The organism is Geobacillus sp. GHH01 (genome assembly GCF_000336445.1).
GTDB lineage: Bacteria > Bacillota > Bacilli > Bacillales > Anoxybacillaceae > Geobacillus > Geobacillus zalihae.
This window is the reverse complement of record NC_020210.1, coordinates 2,560,312-2,576,835: the sequence shown is the minus strand read 5'-3', so window position 1 is coordinate 2,576,835 and position 16,524 is coordinate 2,560,312. Positions and strand designations below refer to the sequence as shown.

The 16,524-nt window shown below is 54.6% G+C and carries 16 protein-coding genes; 15 read left to right on the top strand and 1 reads right to left on the bottom strand.

From position 1 onward, the window contains the following. Positions 1-184: 184 nt before the first annotated feature. The 10 genes from lepA to deoC all read left to right on the top strand — a co-directional run bounded on the left by lepA (position 185) and on the right by deoC (position 12,184). Complete coding sequence (lepA, locus tag GHH_RS12720) at positions 185-2,014, top strand: translation elongation factor 4 (protein ID WP_015375443.1); 1,830 nt, start codon at positions 185-187, stop codon at positions 2,012-2,014. A gap of 74 nt (positions 2,015-2,088) precedes the next feature. Then, the gene (hemW, locus tag GHH_RS12715) at positions 2,089-3,228 is read left to right on the top strand and encodes a radical SAM family heme chaperone HemW (RefSeq protein ID WP_015375442.1); all 1,140 of its coding nucleotides are present in this window, start codon (positions 2,089-2,091) and stop codon (positions 3,226-3,228) included. A gap of 83 nt (positions 3,229-3,311) precedes the next feature. Beyond that, positions 3,312-4,346 (top strand): heat-inducible transcriptional repressor HrcA, encoded by a 1,035-nt coding sequence (gene hrcA / locus GHH_RS12710; protein WP_015375441.1) that lies wholly within the window; start codon positions 3,312-3,314, stop codon positions 4,344-4,346. 98 nt (positions 4,347-4,444) lie between these two features. After that, a complete protein-coding gene (gene grpE, locus GHH_RS12705) occupies positions 4,445-5,086 on the top strand; it encodes a nucleotide exchange factor GrpE (protein WP_015375440.1) in 642 nt (213 codons plus the stop codon). A 23-nt stretch (positions 5,087-5,109) separates the two neighbouring features. Then, positions 5,110-6,933: a molecular chaperone DnaK gene (gene dnaK / locus GHH_RS12700; RefSeq protein ID WP_011231983.1), complete on the top strand. Its 1,824-nt coding sequence runs from the start codon at positions 5,110-5,112 to the stop codon at positions 6,931-6,933. Positions 6,934-7,062: 129 nt separating this feature from the next. Then, positions 7,063-8,211: a molecular chaperone DnaJ gene (gene dnaJ, locus GHH_RS12695; protein ID WP_013524167.1), complete on the top strand. Its 1,149-nt coding sequence runs from the start codon at positions 7,063-7,065 to the stop codon at positions 8,209-8,211. Positions 8,212-8,216: 5 nt separating this feature from the next. After that, positions 8,217-9,155 (top strand): 50S ribosomal protein L11 methyltransferase, encoded by a 939-nt coding sequence (prmA, locus tag GHH_RS12690; protein WP_015375439.1) that lies wholly within the window; start codon positions 8,217-8,219, stop codon positions 9,153-9,155. Positions 9,156-9,172: 17 nt separating this feature from the next. After that, positions 9,173-9,949, top strand: coding sequence for a 16S rRNA (uracil(1498)-N(3))-methyltransferase (locus tag GHH_RS12685; RefSeq protein WP_015375438.1), 777 nt, complete (start codon positions 9,173-9,175; stop codon positions 9,947-9,949). A gap of 76 nt (positions 9,950-10,025) precedes the next feature. Next, positions 10,026-11,375 (top strand): tRNA (N(6)-L-threonylcarbamoyladenosine(37)-C(2))-methylthiotransferase MtaB, encoded by a 1,350-nt coding sequence (gene mtaB / locus GHH_RS12680; RefSeq protein ID WP_015375437.1) that lies wholly within the window; start codon positions 10,026-10,028, stop codon positions 11,373-11,375. Between the two features lie 137 nt (positions 11,376-11,512). Next, positions 11,513-12,184 (top strand): deoxyribose-phosphate aldolase, encoded by a 672-nt coding sequence (deoC, locus tag GHH_RS12675; RefSeq protein ID WP_015375436.1) that lies wholly within the window; start codon positions 11,513-11,515, stop codon positions 12,182-12,184. On the opposite strand, the gene GHH_RS12670 is transcribed toward deoC, so the two are convergent. Beyond that, the gene (locus GHH_RS12670; RefSeq protein WP_015375435.1) at positions 12,181-13,116 is read right to left on the bottom strand and encodes a Na/Pi symporter; all 936 of its coding nucleotides are present in this window, start codon (positions 13,114-13,116) and stop codon (positions 12,181-12,183) included. The two genes, deoC and GHH_RS12670, sit on opposite strands and share 4 nt — an antisense overlap. A gap of 184 nt (positions 13,117-13,300) precedes the next feature. Here GHH_RS12670 and rpsU point away from each other — a divergent pair, with 184 nt between their 5' ends. The 5 genes from rpsU to GHH_RS12645 all read left to right on the top strand — a co-directional run bounded on the left by rpsU (position 13,301) and on the right by GHH_RS12645 (position 16,504). Then, positions 13,301-13,474 (top strand): 30S ribosomal protein S21, encoded by a 174-nt coding sequence (gene rpsU, locus GHH_RS12665; protein ID WP_008879912.1) that lies wholly within the window; start codon positions 13,301-13,303, stop codon positions 13,472-13,474. 29 nt (positions 13,475-13,503) lie between these two features. Beyond that, entirely contained in the window at positions 13,504-13,950 is a 447-nt protein-coding gene (locus GHH_RS12660) for a GatB/YqeY domain-containing protein (protein ID WP_013144708.1), read from the top strand. Between the two features lie 101 nt (positions 13,951-14,051). Beyond that, complete coding sequence (gene yqfC / locus GHH_RS12655; protein WP_013144709.1) at positions 14,052-14,336, top strand: sporulation protein YqfC; 285 nt, start codon at positions 14,052-14,054, stop codon at positions 14,334-14,336. Positions 14,337-14,351: 15 nt separating this feature from the next. Continuing rightward, a complete protein-coding gene (gene yqfD / locus GHH_RS12650) occupies positions 14,352-15,539 on the top strand; it encodes a sporulation protein YqfD (protein ID WP_015375434.1) in 1,188 nt (395 codons plus the stop codon). Between the two features lie 2 nt (positions 15,540-15,541). Next, positions 15,542-16,504 (top strand): PhoH family protein, encoded by a 963-nt coding sequence (locus GHH_RS12645; protein WP_011231973.1) that lies wholly within the window; start codon positions 15,542-15,544, stop codon positions 16,502-16,504. Positions 16,505-16,524: the final 20 nt, after the last annotated feature.

Below are 16,524 nucleotides of genomic sequence, written 5' to 3'. Positions count from 1 at the left end.
CTGGAGCACAAAGTGCTGCGCTTTCCATATTGTCGATTGTTTTCTTGGCGCGGCTCTTTCTGTTTCGCGTCTTTCCGGAAAGCTCGAACGGCGGCTTGGCTTTTCGTTCATCATTGAATCTTCTTCGCGCTGTTGCTATAATCAAAGCTAGTGTAGTTTTGCGAAGAAGCAGGAGTGAGAGACGATGAACCGGGAAGAACGGTTGAAACGGCAGGAACGGATCCGCAATTTTTCGATTATTGCCCACATTGACCACGGAAAATCGACGCTGGCGGACCGCATTTTGGAAAAAACGGGGGCGTTGTCGGAGCGCGAATTGCGCGAGCAGACGCTCGATACGATGGAGCTTGAGCGCGAGCGCGGCATCACGATTAAATTGAATGCGGTCCAGTTGACATATAGAGCGAAAAATGGCGAAGAGTACATTTTCCATTTGATCGACACGCCGGGCCATGTCGACTTTACGTACGAAGTGTCGCGCAGTTTGGCTGCCTGCGAAGGGGCGATTTTGGTCGTCGATGCGGCGCAAGGCATTGAAGCGCAGACGCTCGCCAACGTGTATTTGGCGATCGACAATAATTTGGAAATTTTGCCGGTCATTAACAAAATCGATTTACCAAGCGCCGAACCGGAGCGTGTGCGTCAAGAAATTGAGGATGTCATCGGCTTGGACGCCTCTGACGCGGTGCTTGCTTCGGCCAAAGTCGGCATCGGCATCGAAGAAATTTTGGAAAAAATCGTCGAAAAAATTCCGGCTCCCTCGGGAGATCCGGATGCGCCGCTGAAAGCGCTCATTTTTGATTCCCTTTATGACCCGTACCGCGGCGTTGTCGCCTATGTCCGCGTCGTCGACGGAACGGTGAAGCCGGGACAGCGCATTAAAATGATGTCGACCGGCAAAGAGTTTGAAGTGACGGAAGTCGGCGTGTTCACGCCGAAGCAAAAAGTCGTCGACGAATTGACGGTCGGTGATGTCGGCTATTTGACTGCCTCGATTAAAAACGTGAAAGATACGCGCGTCGGCGATACGATCACCGATGCCGAACGGCCGGCAGCTGAACCGCTCCCGGGCTATCGGAAGCTCAATCCGATGGTGTTTTGCGGGATGTATCCGATCGATACGGCGCGCTACAACGATTTGCGCGAGGCGCTCGAGAAGCTGCAATTGAACGATGCGGCGCTCCACTTTGAGCCGGAAACGTCGCAGGCGCTTGGGTTCGGCTTTCGCTGTGGATTTCTCGGCTTGCTTCATATGGAAATCATCCAAGAGCGGCTCGAGCGCGAATTTCATATCGATTTGATCACGACCGCGCCGAGCGTCGTTTACAAGGTGCATTTGACCGACGGAACGGAAGTTGACGTCGACAACCCGACGAACATGCCCGACCCGCAAAAAATCGACCGCATTGAAGAGCCGTATGTGAAAGCGACGATCATGGTGCCAAACGACTATGTCGGGCCGGTGATGGAGCTGTGTCAAGGAAAGCGCGGCACGTTTGTCGATATGCAATATTTGGATGAAAAGCGCGTCATGCTCATTTACGATATTCCGCTCTCCGAGATCGTCTACGACTTTTTCGACGCTTTAAAGTCGAACACAAAAGGGTACGCGTCATTCGACTACGAATTGATCGGCTACCGGCCGTCCAATCTCGTCAAGATGGATATTTTGCTAAACGGCGAAAAAATCGATGCCTTATCGTTTATCGTTCATCGCGACTCTGCGTACGAGCGCGGCAAAGCGATCGTTGAAAAGCTGAAAGATTTGATTCCACGCCAGCAATTTGAAGTGCCGGTGCAGGCGGCGATCGGCAACAAGGTCATCGCCCGTTCGACAATCAAAGCGTTGCGCAAAAACGTGCTCGCAAAATGTTACGGCGGCGACGTGTCGCGGAAGCGGAAGCTGCTTGAGAAGCAAAAAGAAGGAAAGAAGCGGATGAAACAAATCGGGTCGGTCGAAGTGCCGCAAGAAGCGTTTATGGCCGTCTTGAAAATCGACGACCAGAAAAAATAACGAGCAAGGCTGTCTCCGTTGGGGATAGCCTTGTTTGTTTCCTGCGGCGCCGCCGGCTGAAAGGAGGAGGACCGATGGCCGTTTCAGCGTATTTTCATATTCCATTTTGCGCCCATATTTGCCATTATTGCGATTTTAACAAAGTATTCGCCGCCGGCCAGCCGATTGACGACTATTTGCGGGCGATGGACAAAGAAATGGCGTGGACGGCGGCGGAATTTGGCAGCCAACTCAAGACGCTGTTTATCGGCGGCGGTACGCCGACGGTGCTTGAGCCGACGCAGCTCGGCTGTTTGCTTGCGAGCATCCACCGCCATTTTCAGTTTGACCCACAAACGGCCGAATTTACCGTCGAAGCCAACCCGGACGGCTTGACGAAAGAAAAGCTCGCTATTTTGCGCGATGCCGGAGTGAATCGGCTGAGCCTGGGGGTGCAGACATTTGACGATCAGCTTCTGCAAACGATCGGCCGCACGCACCGGCGAGGCGACGTCATACGGGCTGTAGCGTTGGCCAGAGAAGTCGGGTTTCAGAACATCAGCATTGATGTCATGTACGGTTTGCCGGGGCAGACGCTTGAGCAGTTTACGGCCGATTTAGAAGCGGCGTTTTCGCTTCATGTGCCGCATCTTTCTGCTTATTCCCTCATTTTGGAGCCAAGGACGATTTTTTATAACGAATGGCGGAAAGGGCGGCTCCGTCTACCGGGCGAAGAGATGGAAGCCGAGATGTACGAAGCGGCGATGGAGCAGATGGCTGCCGCTGGCTATCGGCAATACGAAATCAGCAACTATGCTTTGCCGGGATTTGAAAGCCGGCACAACTTGACGTACTGGAACAATGAGGAGTACTACGGCATCGGCGCTGGGGCGCACAGCTATATCGATGGGGTGCGGCGGGCGAATATCGGCCCCATCCGGCATTACATCAGCGCGATCGAACGCGGCCAATGGCCGCACCGCGATGTGCGCCGCTTGACCGTTCGCGAGCAGATGGAAGAGGAAATGTTTTTAGGGCTGCGCAAGACGGAAGGGGTGTCCAAAGTCTGCTTTCGGCAAAAGTTCGGCCGCGACCTCCATGACATATTTGGCGCGGCGATCCGCCGGGAAATCGAAAACGGACGCCTCGAGGAAACGGAGACTCACATCCGCTTGACAAAACGGGGCAAGCTGCTCGGCAATGAAGTGTTTGCCGCGTTCCTTTGCGAAATGTAAACATTGACATTTGCCGGGCGATTTGCTACCCTAGTAGTAGATTTAGCACTCGAATTGTTCGAGTGCTAACAGAGGTGAGACACGTGCTAACGGACCGCCAACTGCTGATTTTGCAGGTGATTATCGACGATTTCATTCGTTCTGGGCAGCCGGTCGGTTCGCGGACGTTATCGAAAAAGCATCAAATCGCGTTCAGCTCGGCGACGATCCGCAATGAGATGGCGGATTTGGAGGAGCTCGGCTATATTGAAAAAACGCACATTTCTTCCGGCCGTGTGCCGTCGGAAAAAGGGTACCGCTACTACGTCGACCATTTGCTGCCGCCGCAGCGGCTGACAAGGGCGGACATTCAAAAAATCCGCTCTGTGTTTGCTGAGCGCATCTATGAGCTGGAAAAACTGATGCAAAAGTCAGCGCAAATTTTATCCGAGCTGACGAACTATACATCCATTGCGCTCGGGCCGACGTTTAAAGAAAGCAAACTGAAGCGGATGCAAATCGTTCCGCTCAACGAGCAGACAGCTGTCGCCATCGTCGTGACGGACACCGGCCATGTTGAAAACCGGGTCGTGACGATTCCGTCATCAATGGACGCAGGCGACCTCGAAAAAATGGTCAACATTTTCAACGAGCGGCTCGCCGGCGTTCCGCTCATGGATTTGAAAGAAAAAATGGAGACGGAAGTGGCCGACGTATTGCGCCGGCACATCCGCAACTACGACAGCGTGCTCAATACGCTCATGGAGACGCTCGATGCCCCTGAAGAAGAAAAAGTGTTTTTCGCTGGCAAGGCGAATATGCTCAACCAGCCGGAGTTCAGCGACATCCAAAAAGTGCGCCCGCTTCTGGACATCATTGAGCAGGAAAAAGACATTTATCGCCTGCTCCGCAAGCAAACCCAAAAAGGAGTGCGGGTTTCGATCGGGCATGAAAACGAACTGCGCGGCATGGAAAACTGCAGCTTGATTACAGCGACCTATTCGGTCGGCGATGAGCCGCTCGGGGCGATCGCGATTCTTGGTCCAACGCGCATGGAATACTCGCGCGTCATCACGGTCTTAAACCGTGTCGCTTCCGATTTGTCGGCCGCGCTCGCGAAATGGTATCAAAGTCAATAAGAATGGCCATATTGGATAACGGATGGATCGCGCATCCATCCTTTCCTTGTGGCCATTGATACATAAAAGGGAAGAGCCCCGGCAGGGAGGTGAAAGCGATGGAGCAAGGAGAAAAACAAGTGATGGAACAAGCTACATACGATGAGCCGGAGCGGGAGCAACCGATCGAGGAAAAAGCCGCCCCGCAGCCCGAGGGGGAATCAGGCGGCGTTCCGCTTGAAGAGGCCGGTGGGGAGGAAGCGGCGGAGCCGGCGGAAAAAGCGCCAACGGCCGAGGAGTTGGCGGCGGCCAAGGCGCAGATCGCCGAATTGAAAGCGAAGCTTTCAGAGATGGAACACCGGTATCTCCGCCTGTACGCCGATTTTGAAAACTTCCGCCGCCGGACGCGCCAGGAGATGGAAGCGGCTGAAAAATACCGCGCCCAAAGCTTGGCGAGCGATTTGCTTCCGGTGCTTGACAACTTTGAACGCGCGTTGAAAATAGAGACGGACAACGAACAGGCGAAATCGATTTTGCAAGGGATGGAAATGGTGTACCGGTCGCTTGTTGACGCCTTGAAGAAAGAAGGCGTCGAGGCGATCGAGGCGGTCGGAAAGCCGTTTGACCCTTATTTGCACCAAGCCGTCATGCAGGCGGAAGCGGAAGGCTATGAGCCGAACACGGTTGTTGAGGAGCTGCAAAAAGGTTATAAGCTGAAAGACCGCGTGCTGCGGCCCGCCATGGTCAAAGTAAGCCAATAAACGGAAACGGAGGGTGATCAGTGATGAGCAAAATTATCGGCATCGACTTAGGAACGACGAACTCTTGCGTCGCCGTGTTAGAAGGCGGCGAAGTGAAAGTCATTCCGAATCCGGAAGGAAACCGCACGACCCCGTCGGTCGTCGCGTTTAAAAACGGCGAACGCCTAGTCGGCGAAGTCGCCAAACGGCAAGCGATCACGAACCCGAACACGATCATCTCGATCAAGCGCCATATGGGGACGGATTACAAAGTCGAAATCGAAGGGAAGCAATATACGCCGCAAGAAATTTCGGCGATCATTTTGCAATACTTGAAGTCGTACGCCGAAGACTATTTGGGCGAGCCGGTGACGCGTGCGGTCATCACGGTGCCGGCGTATTTCAACGACGCCCAGCGCCAAGCGACGAAAGACGCCGGCCGCATCGCCGGCCTCGAAGTCGAGCGCATCATCAACGAGCCGACGGCCGCGGCGCTTGCTTACGGCCTTGATAAAGAAGAAGACCAAACGATTCTCGTCTATGACTTAGGCGGCGGGACGTTTGACGTCTCGATTTTGGAGCTTGGCGACGGCGTGTTTGAAGTGAAGGCGACGGCCGGCGACAACCATTTGGGCGGCGACGACTTCGACCAAGTGATCATCGATTATTTGGTCAATCAGTTCAAGCAAGAGCACGGCATCGATTTGTCGAAAGACAAAATGGCGCTCCAACGCTTGAAAGATGCCGCGGAAAAAGCGAAAAAAGAGCTGTCCGGCGTCACGCAGACACAAATCTCGCTTCCGTTTATCAGCGCCAATGAAAACGGTCCGCTCCATTTGGAAATGACGTTGACAAGAGCGAAATTTGAAGAGTTGTCCGCCCACCTCGTCGAGCGGACGATGGGGCCGGTCCGCCAGGCGCTTCAAGACGCCGGCTTGACGCCAGCCGATATTGATAAAGTCATTTTGGTCGGCGGTTCGACGCGCATTCCAGCTGTCCAAGAAGCGATCAAGCGCGAGCTTGGCAAAGAGCCGCACAAAGGCGTCAACCCGGACGAAGTCGTTGCCATCGGTGCGGCGATCCAGGGCGGGGTGATCGCCGGCGAAGTGAAAGATGTCGTCCTGCTTGACGTGACCCCGCTTTCGCTTGGCATTGAAACGATGGGCGGCGTATTTACGAAACTGATCGAACGGAACACGACGATCCCGACAAGCAAATCGCAAGTGTTCACAACGGCGGCTGACAATCAAACGACGGTCGACATTCACGTCTTGCAAGGAGAGCGCCCGATGGCGGCGGACAACAAATCGCTCGGCCGCTTTCAGCTGACCGGCATTCCGCCGGCGCCGCGCGGCGTGCCGCAAATTGAAGTGACGTTTGATATTGACGCCAACGGCATCGTTCACGTGCGCGCCAAAGATTTAGGAACGAACAAAGAGCAGTCGATTACGATCAAATCGTCGTCCGGCCTGTCGGAAGAAGAAATTCAGCGCATGATTAAAGAAGCGGAAGAAAACGCCGAAGCCGACCGTAAGCGGAAAGAAGCCGCCGAGTTGCGCAACGAAGCCGACCAGCTCATTTTCATGACCGACAAAACGTTAAAAGAAGTCGAAGGAAAAGTGAGCGCCGATGAGATCAAGAAGGCGCAGGATGCGAAAGAGGCGTTGAAAGCGGCGCTCGAGAAAAACGACATCGACGACATCCGCAAGAAAAAAGACGCGCTGCAAGAAGCGGTGCAGCAGCTGTCGATCAAGCTGTATGAACAAGCAGCGAAACAGGCGCAAAGTGCAGGATCGCAAGGCGGCGCTGCCAATCATAAAGACAACGTGGTGGACGCCGAGTTTGAAGAAGTGAACGACGATAAATAATGCAACCGAAAGTCAAAGTCAGGCCTGCCTTGGCTTTGACTTTTTTTCTAGCATTGACATATTGCCTTGCCGCAGAGGGAAATGATAAAATTAAATTTATGTGAGTGAATCGGGAGTGGATGATCAACGATGGCGAAGCGCGATTATTACGAGATTCTCGGCGTCAGCAAAAACGCGACGAAAGACGAGATCAAAAAAGCGTATCGAAAGCTTTCGAAGCAGTATCATCCAGATGTGAACAAAGCCCCGGACGCCGCGGAGAAGTTTAAGGAAATTAAAGAGGCGTACGAAGTGTTAAGCGATGATGAAAAGCGGGCCCGCTACGACCGCTTCGGCCATGCCGACCCGAACGAAACGTTTGGCGGCGGCGGATTCCAAGGCGGAGGGTTTGATTTCGGCGGCTTTAGCGGCTTTGGCGGTTTTGAAGATATTTTTGAAACGTTTTTCGGCGCCGGTCCGCGCAGGCGGGCGAGCGGTCCGCGCAAAGGCGCGGATGTCGAGTATATGATGACGCTTACGTTTGAAGAAGCGGCGTTCGGAAAAGAAACGGAAATTGAAATTCCGCGGGAAGAGACGTGCGACACGTGCCAGGGCAGCGGAGCGAAACCGGGCACAAGCCCGACGTCTTGTCCGCATTGCCACGGCAGCGGGCAAGTGACAAGCGAACAAGCGACGCCATTTGGCCGCATCGTCAACCGCCGGACATGTCCCGTCTGCGGCGGCACGGGCCGGTACATTCCGGAGAAATGCCCAACGTGCGGCGGCACGGGACGCGTCAAACGGCGGAAAAAAATTCACGTCAAAATTCCAGCCGGCGTCGACGACGGCCAGCAGCTGCGCGTCGCCGGCCAAGGGGAGCCAGGGGTCAATGGCGGGCCGCCGGGCGATTTGTACATCATCTTCCGAGTCGAACCACATGAGTTTTTCAAACGCGACGGCGACGATATTTATTGCGAAGTGCCGTTGTCGTTCGCCCAGGCGGCGCTCGGCGATGAGATCGAAGTGCCGACGCTCCATGGCCATGTAAAGCTGAAAATCCCGGCCGGCACGCAAACGGGCACGCGCTTCCGCTTGAAGGGAAAAGGGGTGCCGAACGTGCGCGGCTACGGCCAAGGCGATCAGCACGTCATTGTCCGCGTTGTGACGCCGACGAAGCTGACCGAAAAGCAAAAGCAGCTGTTGCGCGAGTTTGATCGGCTCGGCGGAGACACGATGCACGACGGGCCGCACGGCCGTTTTTTTGAGAAAGTCAAAAAGGCGTTTAAAGGAGAAGCGTAAGCGCGATGAAATGGTCAGAAATCAGCATTCATACGACGCATGAGGCGGTCGAGGCGATTTCGAACATTTTGCATGAAGCGGGCGCCGGCGGTGTCGTCATCGAAGACCCATACGATTTGGTCAAAGAACGGGACGACTGGTACGGCGAGATCGTCGAGCTCAACCCGGACGACTATCCGGAAGAAGGGGTGATCATTAAGGCATATTTGCCGGTCAACAGTTTTCTTGGCGAAACGGTCGAACAAATTAAGCAGGCGATTAACAATTTATGGATGTATGATATCGACCTTGGCAAAAATAAAATTACATTGAGCGAAGTAAATGAAGAGGAATGGGCAACGGCGTGGAAAAAGCATTATCACCCGGTGAAAGTGTCCGAAAAGTTTACGATCGTGCCGACGTGGGAAACGTACGAGCCGGCGTCTAGTGATGAGCTGATCATCGAAATGGATCCGGGCATGGCGTTTGGGACCGGCACGCACCCGACAACGGTCATGTGTCTGCAGGCGCTTGAAAAGTACGTGCGCCCCGGCGATCATGTCATTGACGTCGGCACCGGCTCCGGCATTTTAAGCATCGCCGCGGCGATGCTTGGCGCTCAGTCGGTGCGGGCGCTCGATTTGGACCCGGTGGCGGTCGACAGCGCGCGGCTGAACGTGAAGCTCAATAAGGTGCAGCATATCGTAACGGTCTCACAAAACAATTTGCTCGACCATATCGAGGAACCGGCTGATGTGATCGTCGCCAATATTTTAGCGGAAATCATTTTGCGCTTTACTGGTGACGCCTACCGGTTGTTAAAGCCAGGCGGCCGCTTCATCACGTCTGGCATCATTCAGGCGAAAAAGCAGGACGTCAAAGACGGGTTGCTTGCCGCCGGCTTTGCCATTGAGGAAATCAACGTGATGGAAGACTGGGTGGCGGTTGTCGCCATGAAACCGTAAGCAAAGAAGGGATGGCTGTGCAGCGCTATTTCGTTTCCGGCCAGGCGCAACAAGGCGGGATCGTCGCGATCAGCGGCGATGATGCCCATCATATCGCCCGCGTCATGCGCATGAAGCCGGGGGACGGGATCATTTGCGTCTTTCCAGACGGGCGCACGGCGGTGTGTGAAATTGAACAAATTGCCAATGAGCATGTGCAAGCCCGTATTGTACAATGGAAAGAGGAGCGAAGCGAGCTGCCGGTGCGCATCTACATCGCCCAAGGGCTGCCGAAAGGTGAAAAGTGGGAGCTCGTCATCCAAAAAGGAACAGAGCTCGGCGCCGCCGGCTTTCTTCCGTTCGAAGCCGCCCGGTCGGTCGTGAAATGGGACGCGAAAAAGGCGGAGAAAAAAGTCGAGCGATGGAAAAAAATCGCGAAAGAAGCGGCTGAGCAGGCTGAACGAACGGTGGTGCCGGACGTGCGGGCGCCGCTTTCGTTTGTTGAGCTCCTCGCCTTTGGCCAAACGGTCGATGTTCGGCTGTTTGCCTACGAAAAAGAGGCGCGAAACGCCCGGCATGCCGCGCTTCCGGCGCTTCTTTCCCGCCTCCGTCCGGGCGGCGCGTTGCTGGCTGTCTTCGGGCCGGAAGGCGGGTTCAGCCCGGAAGAAGCAGAACAGCTTCGGCAGCACGGTTTTTCGCCGTGCAGCCTTGGGCCGCGCATTTTGCGGACCGAAACAGCTCCGCTCTATTTGCTTTCCGCCGCCTCTTATGAATGGGAGCTGCGCGCGCCGAACGGCGAAGCGGAGCGCGCTTAGTGAGCAACATTGGCTGTTTCTTATAAAAGTTCGGTCCCGCTGATCCTTAAGCGGGGGGCAGAGTGAGGTGAACAAGATGCCGACAGTGGCTTTTCATACACTAGGCTGCAAAGTCAATCATTACGAAACCGAAGCGATTTGGCAGCTGTTTAAAAAAGCCGGCTACGAGCGAAAAGAGTTTGAAAGCCGTGCGGATGTGTATGTGATCAACACGTGCACGGTGACGAACACCGGCGATAAAAAGAGCCGTCAAGTCATCCGTCGTGCGGTGCGCCGCAATCCGGACGCCGTCGTCTGCGTGACCGGTTGCTATGCGCAAACATCGCCGGCTGAGGTCATGGCCATTCCGGGCGTTGATATTGTCATCGGCACGCAAGACCGGCATAAAATTTTAGAGTACATCGAGCAGTTCCAGCGTGAGCGCCAGCCGATCAACGCTGTTCACAACATTATGAAAACGCGCGTTTTTGAGGAGATGGATGTGCCGGAATTCACGGATCGGACGCGGGCGTCGCTTAAGATCCAAGAAGGGTGCAACAACTTCTGCACGTTTTGCATCATCCCGTGGGCGCGCGGCTTAATGCGCTCGCGCGATCCGCAGGAAATCATCCGCCAGGCGCGCCAGTTGGTTGCCGCCGGCTATAAAGAAATCGTTCTGACCGGCATTCATACAGGCGGCTATGGCACCGATCTGAAAGACTATAACTTTGCGTCCTTGTTGCGCGATTTAGACGAGCAAGTGCCGGGGCTCCGGCGGCTCCGCATTTCGTCGATTGAGGCGAGCCAAATCACCGATGAAGTGATTGATGTGCTGAAGCGGTCGGAGAAAATCGTCCGCCATTTGCACATTCCGCTCCAGTCTGGGTCGAATACGGTGCTCAAGCGGATGCGCCGCAAATATACGGTGGAATTTTACGCGGAGCGGCTCGCCCGGCTGCGCGAAGTGTTTCCAGAGCTGGCGGTGACTTCTGACGTCATCGTCGGCTTCCCAGGCGAGACGGAAGACGAATTTATGGAGACGTACAACTTTATTCGTGAACAACGGTTTTCCGAGCTGCATGTCTTTCCTTATTCGAAGCGGACCGGCACGCCGGCGGCGCGCATGCCGAACCAAATCGATGAAGAAACGAAGCATGACCGCGTCCGCCGCTTGATCGCTCTGTCCGATCAATTGGCGAAAGAGTACGCCTCCCGTTTTGAAGGGCAAGTGCTCGAGGTCATCCCGGAAGAGCGCGACAAAGAGCGGCCGGATTTGTACGTCGGCTATACAGACAACTATTTGAAAGTCCGCTTCCCGGCAACCGAGGAAATGGTCGGTGAACTTGTCAAAGTGAAGATTACGAAAGCCGGCTATCCGTACAATGAAGGAGAGTTCGTCCGCGTTGTGCCGGATGAAATGGCCCGTTCGGTCAAATGGAGCTCATAACCCAGCCTAGTTGCTGGGTTTTTTCTGTCTTTTTCCGGAGACAATACGGATGGCTAGTTTTTGTCGAGGGAGCATGGTATGATGGTAGACGTCAGACCTTCCATCTTGACGGAAATGGCAGAAAGGGGTTTCTCCGAATGACGATGAATATCGCGAAAATGATCGATCATACGCTGCTCAAACCGGAAGCGACAGAACAACAAATCGTGCAACTGTGCACGGCAGCAAAGCAATACGGCTTTGCTGCCGTGTGCGTCAACCCAACGTGGGTGAAAACGGCGGCGCGTGAACTTTCCGGCACCGATGTCCGCGTCTGCACGGTCATCGGCTTTCCACTTGGGGCGACGACGCCGGAAACAAAGGCGTTTGAAACAATGAACGCCATCGAAAACGGCGCCCGCGAAGTCGATATGGTGATCAACATCGGCGCGTTAAAAAGCGGGCAAGACGAGCTTGTCGAGCGCGACATTCGCGCGGTCGTCGAGGCGGCGGCTGGCAGGGCGCTTGTCAAAGTGATCATTGAAACGGCGCTTTTGACCGATGAGGAAAAAGTGCGCGCCTGCCAGCTTGCGGTGAAAGCCGGCGCTGATTATGTGAAAACGTCGACCGGGTTTTCCGGCGGAGGTGCGACGGTGGAGGATGTGGCGCTGATGCGGAAAACGGTCGGCGACAGAGCAGGTGTCAAAGCATCAGGCGGCGTTCGCGACCGGAAAACGGCAGAAGCGATGATCAACGCCGGCGCGACGCGCATCGGCACGAGCTCTGGAGTGGAGATCGTCACCGGCGGGACGGGCCGCGCTGACTACTAAGCTCGGTTTCGGTCATGCAAAAACAGAATGACCTTTTCGATGGCGCCGACAAATGGAAGAGCAGCCACTGAGCAAATGACGTTGAACAAGACGCTCACATGAGCGAGCTGCACATCAGGCGCTGGGCTGAGCCTGGCGGCAAAACTGGCGAGCGGCTCGGTCCAAAAGGCGAACAAAGCGGCGCCGACGACGTTCAGCCATAGATGGGTGTAGGCGGTCAGCTGGGCCTCTTTGCTGGAGCCGATCGAAGCCAAAAGCCCGGTGATGCACGTACCGATGTTGGCGCCAAGCAACAGAGCAATCGCCGCGGACAGCGTCAACAGCTGTTCGTTTAAAAATCCCATGGCGATGCCGATCGTTGCCGCGCTCGAATGAACGAGAGCGGTGAGGACGATGCCGACAAGAAGGCCGACAGCGACGGATCGGTTCGTTTCTTTAAGCCATGCATCAACGAACGGATAGGCGGCAAGCGGTTTAGCGAGGCTGCCAAAGCCGTCCATGGCAAACAGCACAGCGGCGAGGCCGACAGTGGTCATGCCGATGCCGAGAACAAGGCGATGGCGGCCGAAAAAAACAAGCAGCGCGCCGCTGACAAGAAGTGGGATGGCGCCATCGCCGATATCAAGCGTCATCAGCTCGGTCGTGACCGTCGAGCCGATGTTGCTGCCTAAAATGATGCCGATCGATTGGCGGAACGACAAGTAGCCGGCGGCGACAAGGCCGACCATCATCACCATCACCGCTGAGCTGCTTTGCAGGAGAGCGGTCGTCGCCAAACCGGCGGCAAATCCTTGCAGCGGCGTGGCGGTAAAGCGCATGAGCCACCGTTTTAACCGATGGCCGGACAACGTGTAAAGCCCAGCTTTCATCATAAACATGCCAAGAAGAAACAAAGCGGTGTAAATGGCAAACAGCATCAGAAACGACCCCATGGGCGACTCCCCTTTCACCCTATATGTATGGGCCTTGTCCGCGGGTGATGACCGTTTTTTCAGCGCGGGGAAGAGGCGGCCAGCAGGCCGCCGCTGCTTTTTTTTATTGACCTTTTCTGTCAGCATGTATTATAATTGACAAGTACAATATGCAATGGTTGTTGTTCGGAGGGAGGGAAGCAGGATGTCCAAAACGATCGTTCGCAAAAATGAGTCGATCGACGACGCTCTTCGTCGCTTTAAGCGTGCCGTTTCGAAAACGGGCACTTTGCAAGAAGTGAGAAAGCGCGAATTTTATGAAAAGCCAAGCGTCAGACGGAAGAAAAAATCTGAGGCGGCTAGAAAGCGCAAGCACTAAGAGCATGCATTAAAGAGGGTGTATAATCGGTGAGTCTTCTCGATCGTTTGAATGACGATATGAAGCAGGCGATGAAAAACAAGGAGAAAGAAAAACTGTCTGTTCTCCGGATGCTGAAAGCGGCGCTGCAAAACGAAGCGATCAAGCTCGGCAAAAGCCCGCTCTCGGAAGACGAAGAGCTGACGGTTCTTTCTCGCGAACTGAAACAGCGTAAAGACTCCCTCCAAGAATTTGAAAACGCTGGCCGTTCAGATCTTGTCGAAAAAGTGAAAACCGAAATTGAAATTGTTCAATCGTATATGCCAACGCCGCTGACAGAGGACGAGCTGCGCGATTTGATCGAGCAGACGATCAAGGAAGTCGGCGCCTCTTCGAAAGCGGATATGGGAAAAGTGATGGGCGCGATCATGCCGAAAGTGAAAGGAAGAGCGGATGGTTCGCTCGTCAACAAACTTGTCCAACAACAGCTGTCATAAATGCAATGGGCCTTGCCGGCAGGCGGGCCCGTTGTTTTTGAAAAGCGGTGCTAGAACCCCCTTTTGTCTCATACATATGAGATGAAAGGGGGTTCTTTTTGATGGTGAAAAAATGGCGCCAGCAGATGAAGCGGTGGATGGCGGAAAAGCTTGAACTTCCCGCCGACATTATGATGGATCTGCCCCGCATTACGATGGTTGGGCACATACATATTTACATTGAAAACCACCGCGGGCTGCTCGCGTTCAGCGATAAAGAGCTCCGCCTTTTGCTGCGGAACGGACAGCTCGTTGTCCGCGGCGAACAGTTTGTGATTAAAACGATTTTGCCGGAAGAAATTTTGTTGGAAGGAAAAATCAGCCAAGTCGTTTATATAGATGAATAGCGAGGAGGAACGGAGATGAAAAACGAATGGGTCGACACGCTCGCCGGCAGCGTGCGGGTCAAAGCGAGAGGGAAAGGGATCGAACGGTTGATCAACGCCTGCGTCCGCCAAGGGATTGCCGTCTGGAACGTGAAAAAGCATAGCGCGGATACCGCGACGTTTTTCATTAAGCTCAGCGACGTGAAACGGCTGCGCCATGTCGCCCGGCAAAGCGAATGCAAACTTTCGTTTGTCGGGAGAACCGGGCTGCCGTTTTTTTGGCGGCGGGCCTGGCGGAACAGCGGGTTTTGGCTCGGCTTGCTCCTTTTTATCGCGATGGTGTTTTTGCTTTCGAACATCGTTTGGAAGATCGAAATCAAAGGGGCGGCTCCAGAGACGGAGCATCAAATCGCCCGCGAGTTGAAGCGAATGGGAGTCGAGCGCGGCGCATTTCAGTTTCTGCTTGATGACCCGGAGACGCTGCAAAAAAAGCTGACGGAACGCGTTCCGGACATCACGTGGGTCGGCGTTGAGTGGAAAGGGACGTCGCTTCACTTCCGCGTCGTTGAAAAAGAGATTCCGGAGCCGAAAAAACCGATTCCGCCGCGTCATCTCGTGGCAAAAAAAGAGGCGGTCATCGCTGATTTGTTCGTTGAAGAGGGACAACCGCTCGTTTCCGTCAACGACTATGTGCAAAAAGGCCAGCTGCTTGTTTCTGGCATTATCGGCGCTGAAGGGAGGACGAAGTTTGTGCCGGCGTCAGGGAAAGTGTTTGGTGAAACATGGTACAAGTCTACGGTCGTCCTGCCGCTCGAGACGACGTTTCATGTGTTGACCGGCAAGTTCACCGAACGGCATTATGTTGGGATCGGGCGCCTTTTGATTCCCGTTTGGGGATGGAAGAAGCCGGTGTTTGCCCATACCATCGTTGAGACAGAAAAACGGCCGTTTCGCTTTTGGAAATGGGACTTGCCGCTCTATTACGAGCGCATCACGATCCGCGAGGCGGAAGAAGTGAAGCGGCGCTACACGTGGGAAGAAGCGTTCGCGGAAGCGAAAGAGATCGCCCGCCGCGAGCTGCGGGCGAAATTGCCGGAGGAGGCGGCCATTCGCAGCGAAAAAGTTTTGCATCAGGCGAAAGAGAATGGTAAAGTAAGGGTAGAATTGCATTACGAAGTCATTGAAAATATTGCTGTACCACAACCCATCGTCCAAGGAGATTGAGAATGTCAGAGCAGTTCGTTACGATCAGCCAACATGTGCGAAACCCGCAGGAAGCGGCGGCGCTCTTTGGCGTCCATGACATCCATTTGAAGCGGATCGAGGAAGAGCTCGGCGTGTCGATTGTGACGCGCGGGGAAACGGTCAACGTCTCCGGCACGCCGCAGCAAGTTCAGCTCGTTGATGAATTGCTTCGCCATTTATTGATCGTCATTCGCAAAGGGGCGGCGGTCAGCGAGCGCGACGTTCTTTACGCCATTCAGCTTGCAAAAAAAGGAGCGCTTGACGGCCTTGTTCAGCTGTATGACGAGGAGATTACAAAAAACGCCAAAGGGAAGCCGATCCGCGTCAAAACGTTGGGCCAGCGCTATTATGTTGCAGCAATTGAACAGTATGACTTGACGTTCGGCATCGGCCCAGCCGGCACCGGAAAAACGTATTTGGCGGTCGTCATGGCGGTCAAGGCGTTAAAAAACGGCAGCGTCAAGCGCATCATTTTGACTCGTCCGGCCGTTGAGGCTGGAGAAAGCCTCGGCTTTTTGCCAGGCGACTTAAAAGAGAAGGTTGACCCGTATTTGCGCCCGCTGTATGATGCCTTAAACGATGTGTTGGGAGCGGAGTATACGCAGCGGTTGATTGAGCGCGGCACGATTGAAATCGCCCCACTCGCCTATATGCGCGGCCGGACGCTGGAGGATGCGTTCGTCATTCTTGACGAGGCGCAAAATACGACGCCAGCGCAAATGAAAATGTTTTTGACCCGGCTCGGCTTCGGCTCGAAGATGGTCATTACCGGCGATATTTCCCAAGTCGACTTGCCGAAGGGCGTCGAATCGGGGCTTTCGGTCGCCAAGCGCATTTTGGCCTCCATTGGCGGCATCGCCTTTGTGTTTTTGGAACAGTCGGATGTCGTTCGCCATCCGCTCGTCGCGAAAATTATTGACGCCTATGATGAGGCGGGCTTATAGAACGAGAGCGACGGGATCGG

Coding starts and splice junctions, on each gene's coding strand:
- lepA (WP_015375443.1), top strand. CDS start 185: ATGAACCGGGAAGAACGGTTGAAACGGCAGGAACGGATCCGCAATTTT.
- hemW (WP_015375442.1), top strand. CDS start 2,089: ATGGCCGTTTCAGCGTATTTTCATATTCCATTTTGCGCCCATATTTGC.
- grpE (WP_015375440.1), top strand. CDS start 4,445: ATGGAGCAAGGAGAAAAACAAGTGATGGAACAAGCTACATACGATGAG.
- dnaK (WP_011231983.1), top strand. CDS start 5,110: ATGAGCAAAATTATCGGCATCGACTTAGGAACGACGAACTCTTGCGTC.
- dnaJ (WP_013524167.1), top strand. CDS start 7,063: ATGGCGAAGCGCGATTATTACGAGATTCTCGGCGTCAGCAAAAACGCG.
- prmA (WP_015375439.1), top strand. CDS start 8,217: ATGAAATGGTCAGAAATCAGCATTCATACGACGCATGAGGCGGTCGAG.
- mtaB (WP_015375437.1), top strand. CDS start 10,026: ATGCCGACAGTGGCTTTTCATACACTAGGCTGCAAAGTCAATCATTAC.
- deoC (WP_015375436.1), top strand. CDS start 11,513: ATGACGATGAATATCGCGAAAATGATCGATCATACGCTGCTCAAACCG.
- GHH_RS12670 (WP_015375435.1), bottom strand. CDS start 13,116: ATGGGGTCGTTTCTGATGCTGTTTGCCATTTACACCGCTTTGTTTCTT.
- rpsU (WP_008879912.1), top strand. CDS start 13,301: ATGTCCAAAACGATCGTTCGCAAAAATGAGTCGATCGACGACGCTCTT.
- yqfC (WP_013144709.1), top strand. CDS start 14,052: ATGGTGAAAAAATGGCGCCAGCAGATGAAGCGGTGGATGGCGGAAAAG.
- yqfD (WP_015375434.1), top strand. CDS start 14,352: ATGAAAAACGAATGGGTCGACACGCTCGCCGGCAGCGTGCGGGTCAAA.
- GHH_RS12645 (WP_011231973.1), top strand. CDS start 15,542: ATGTCAGAGCAGTTCGTTACGATCAGCCAACATGTGCGAAACCCGCAG.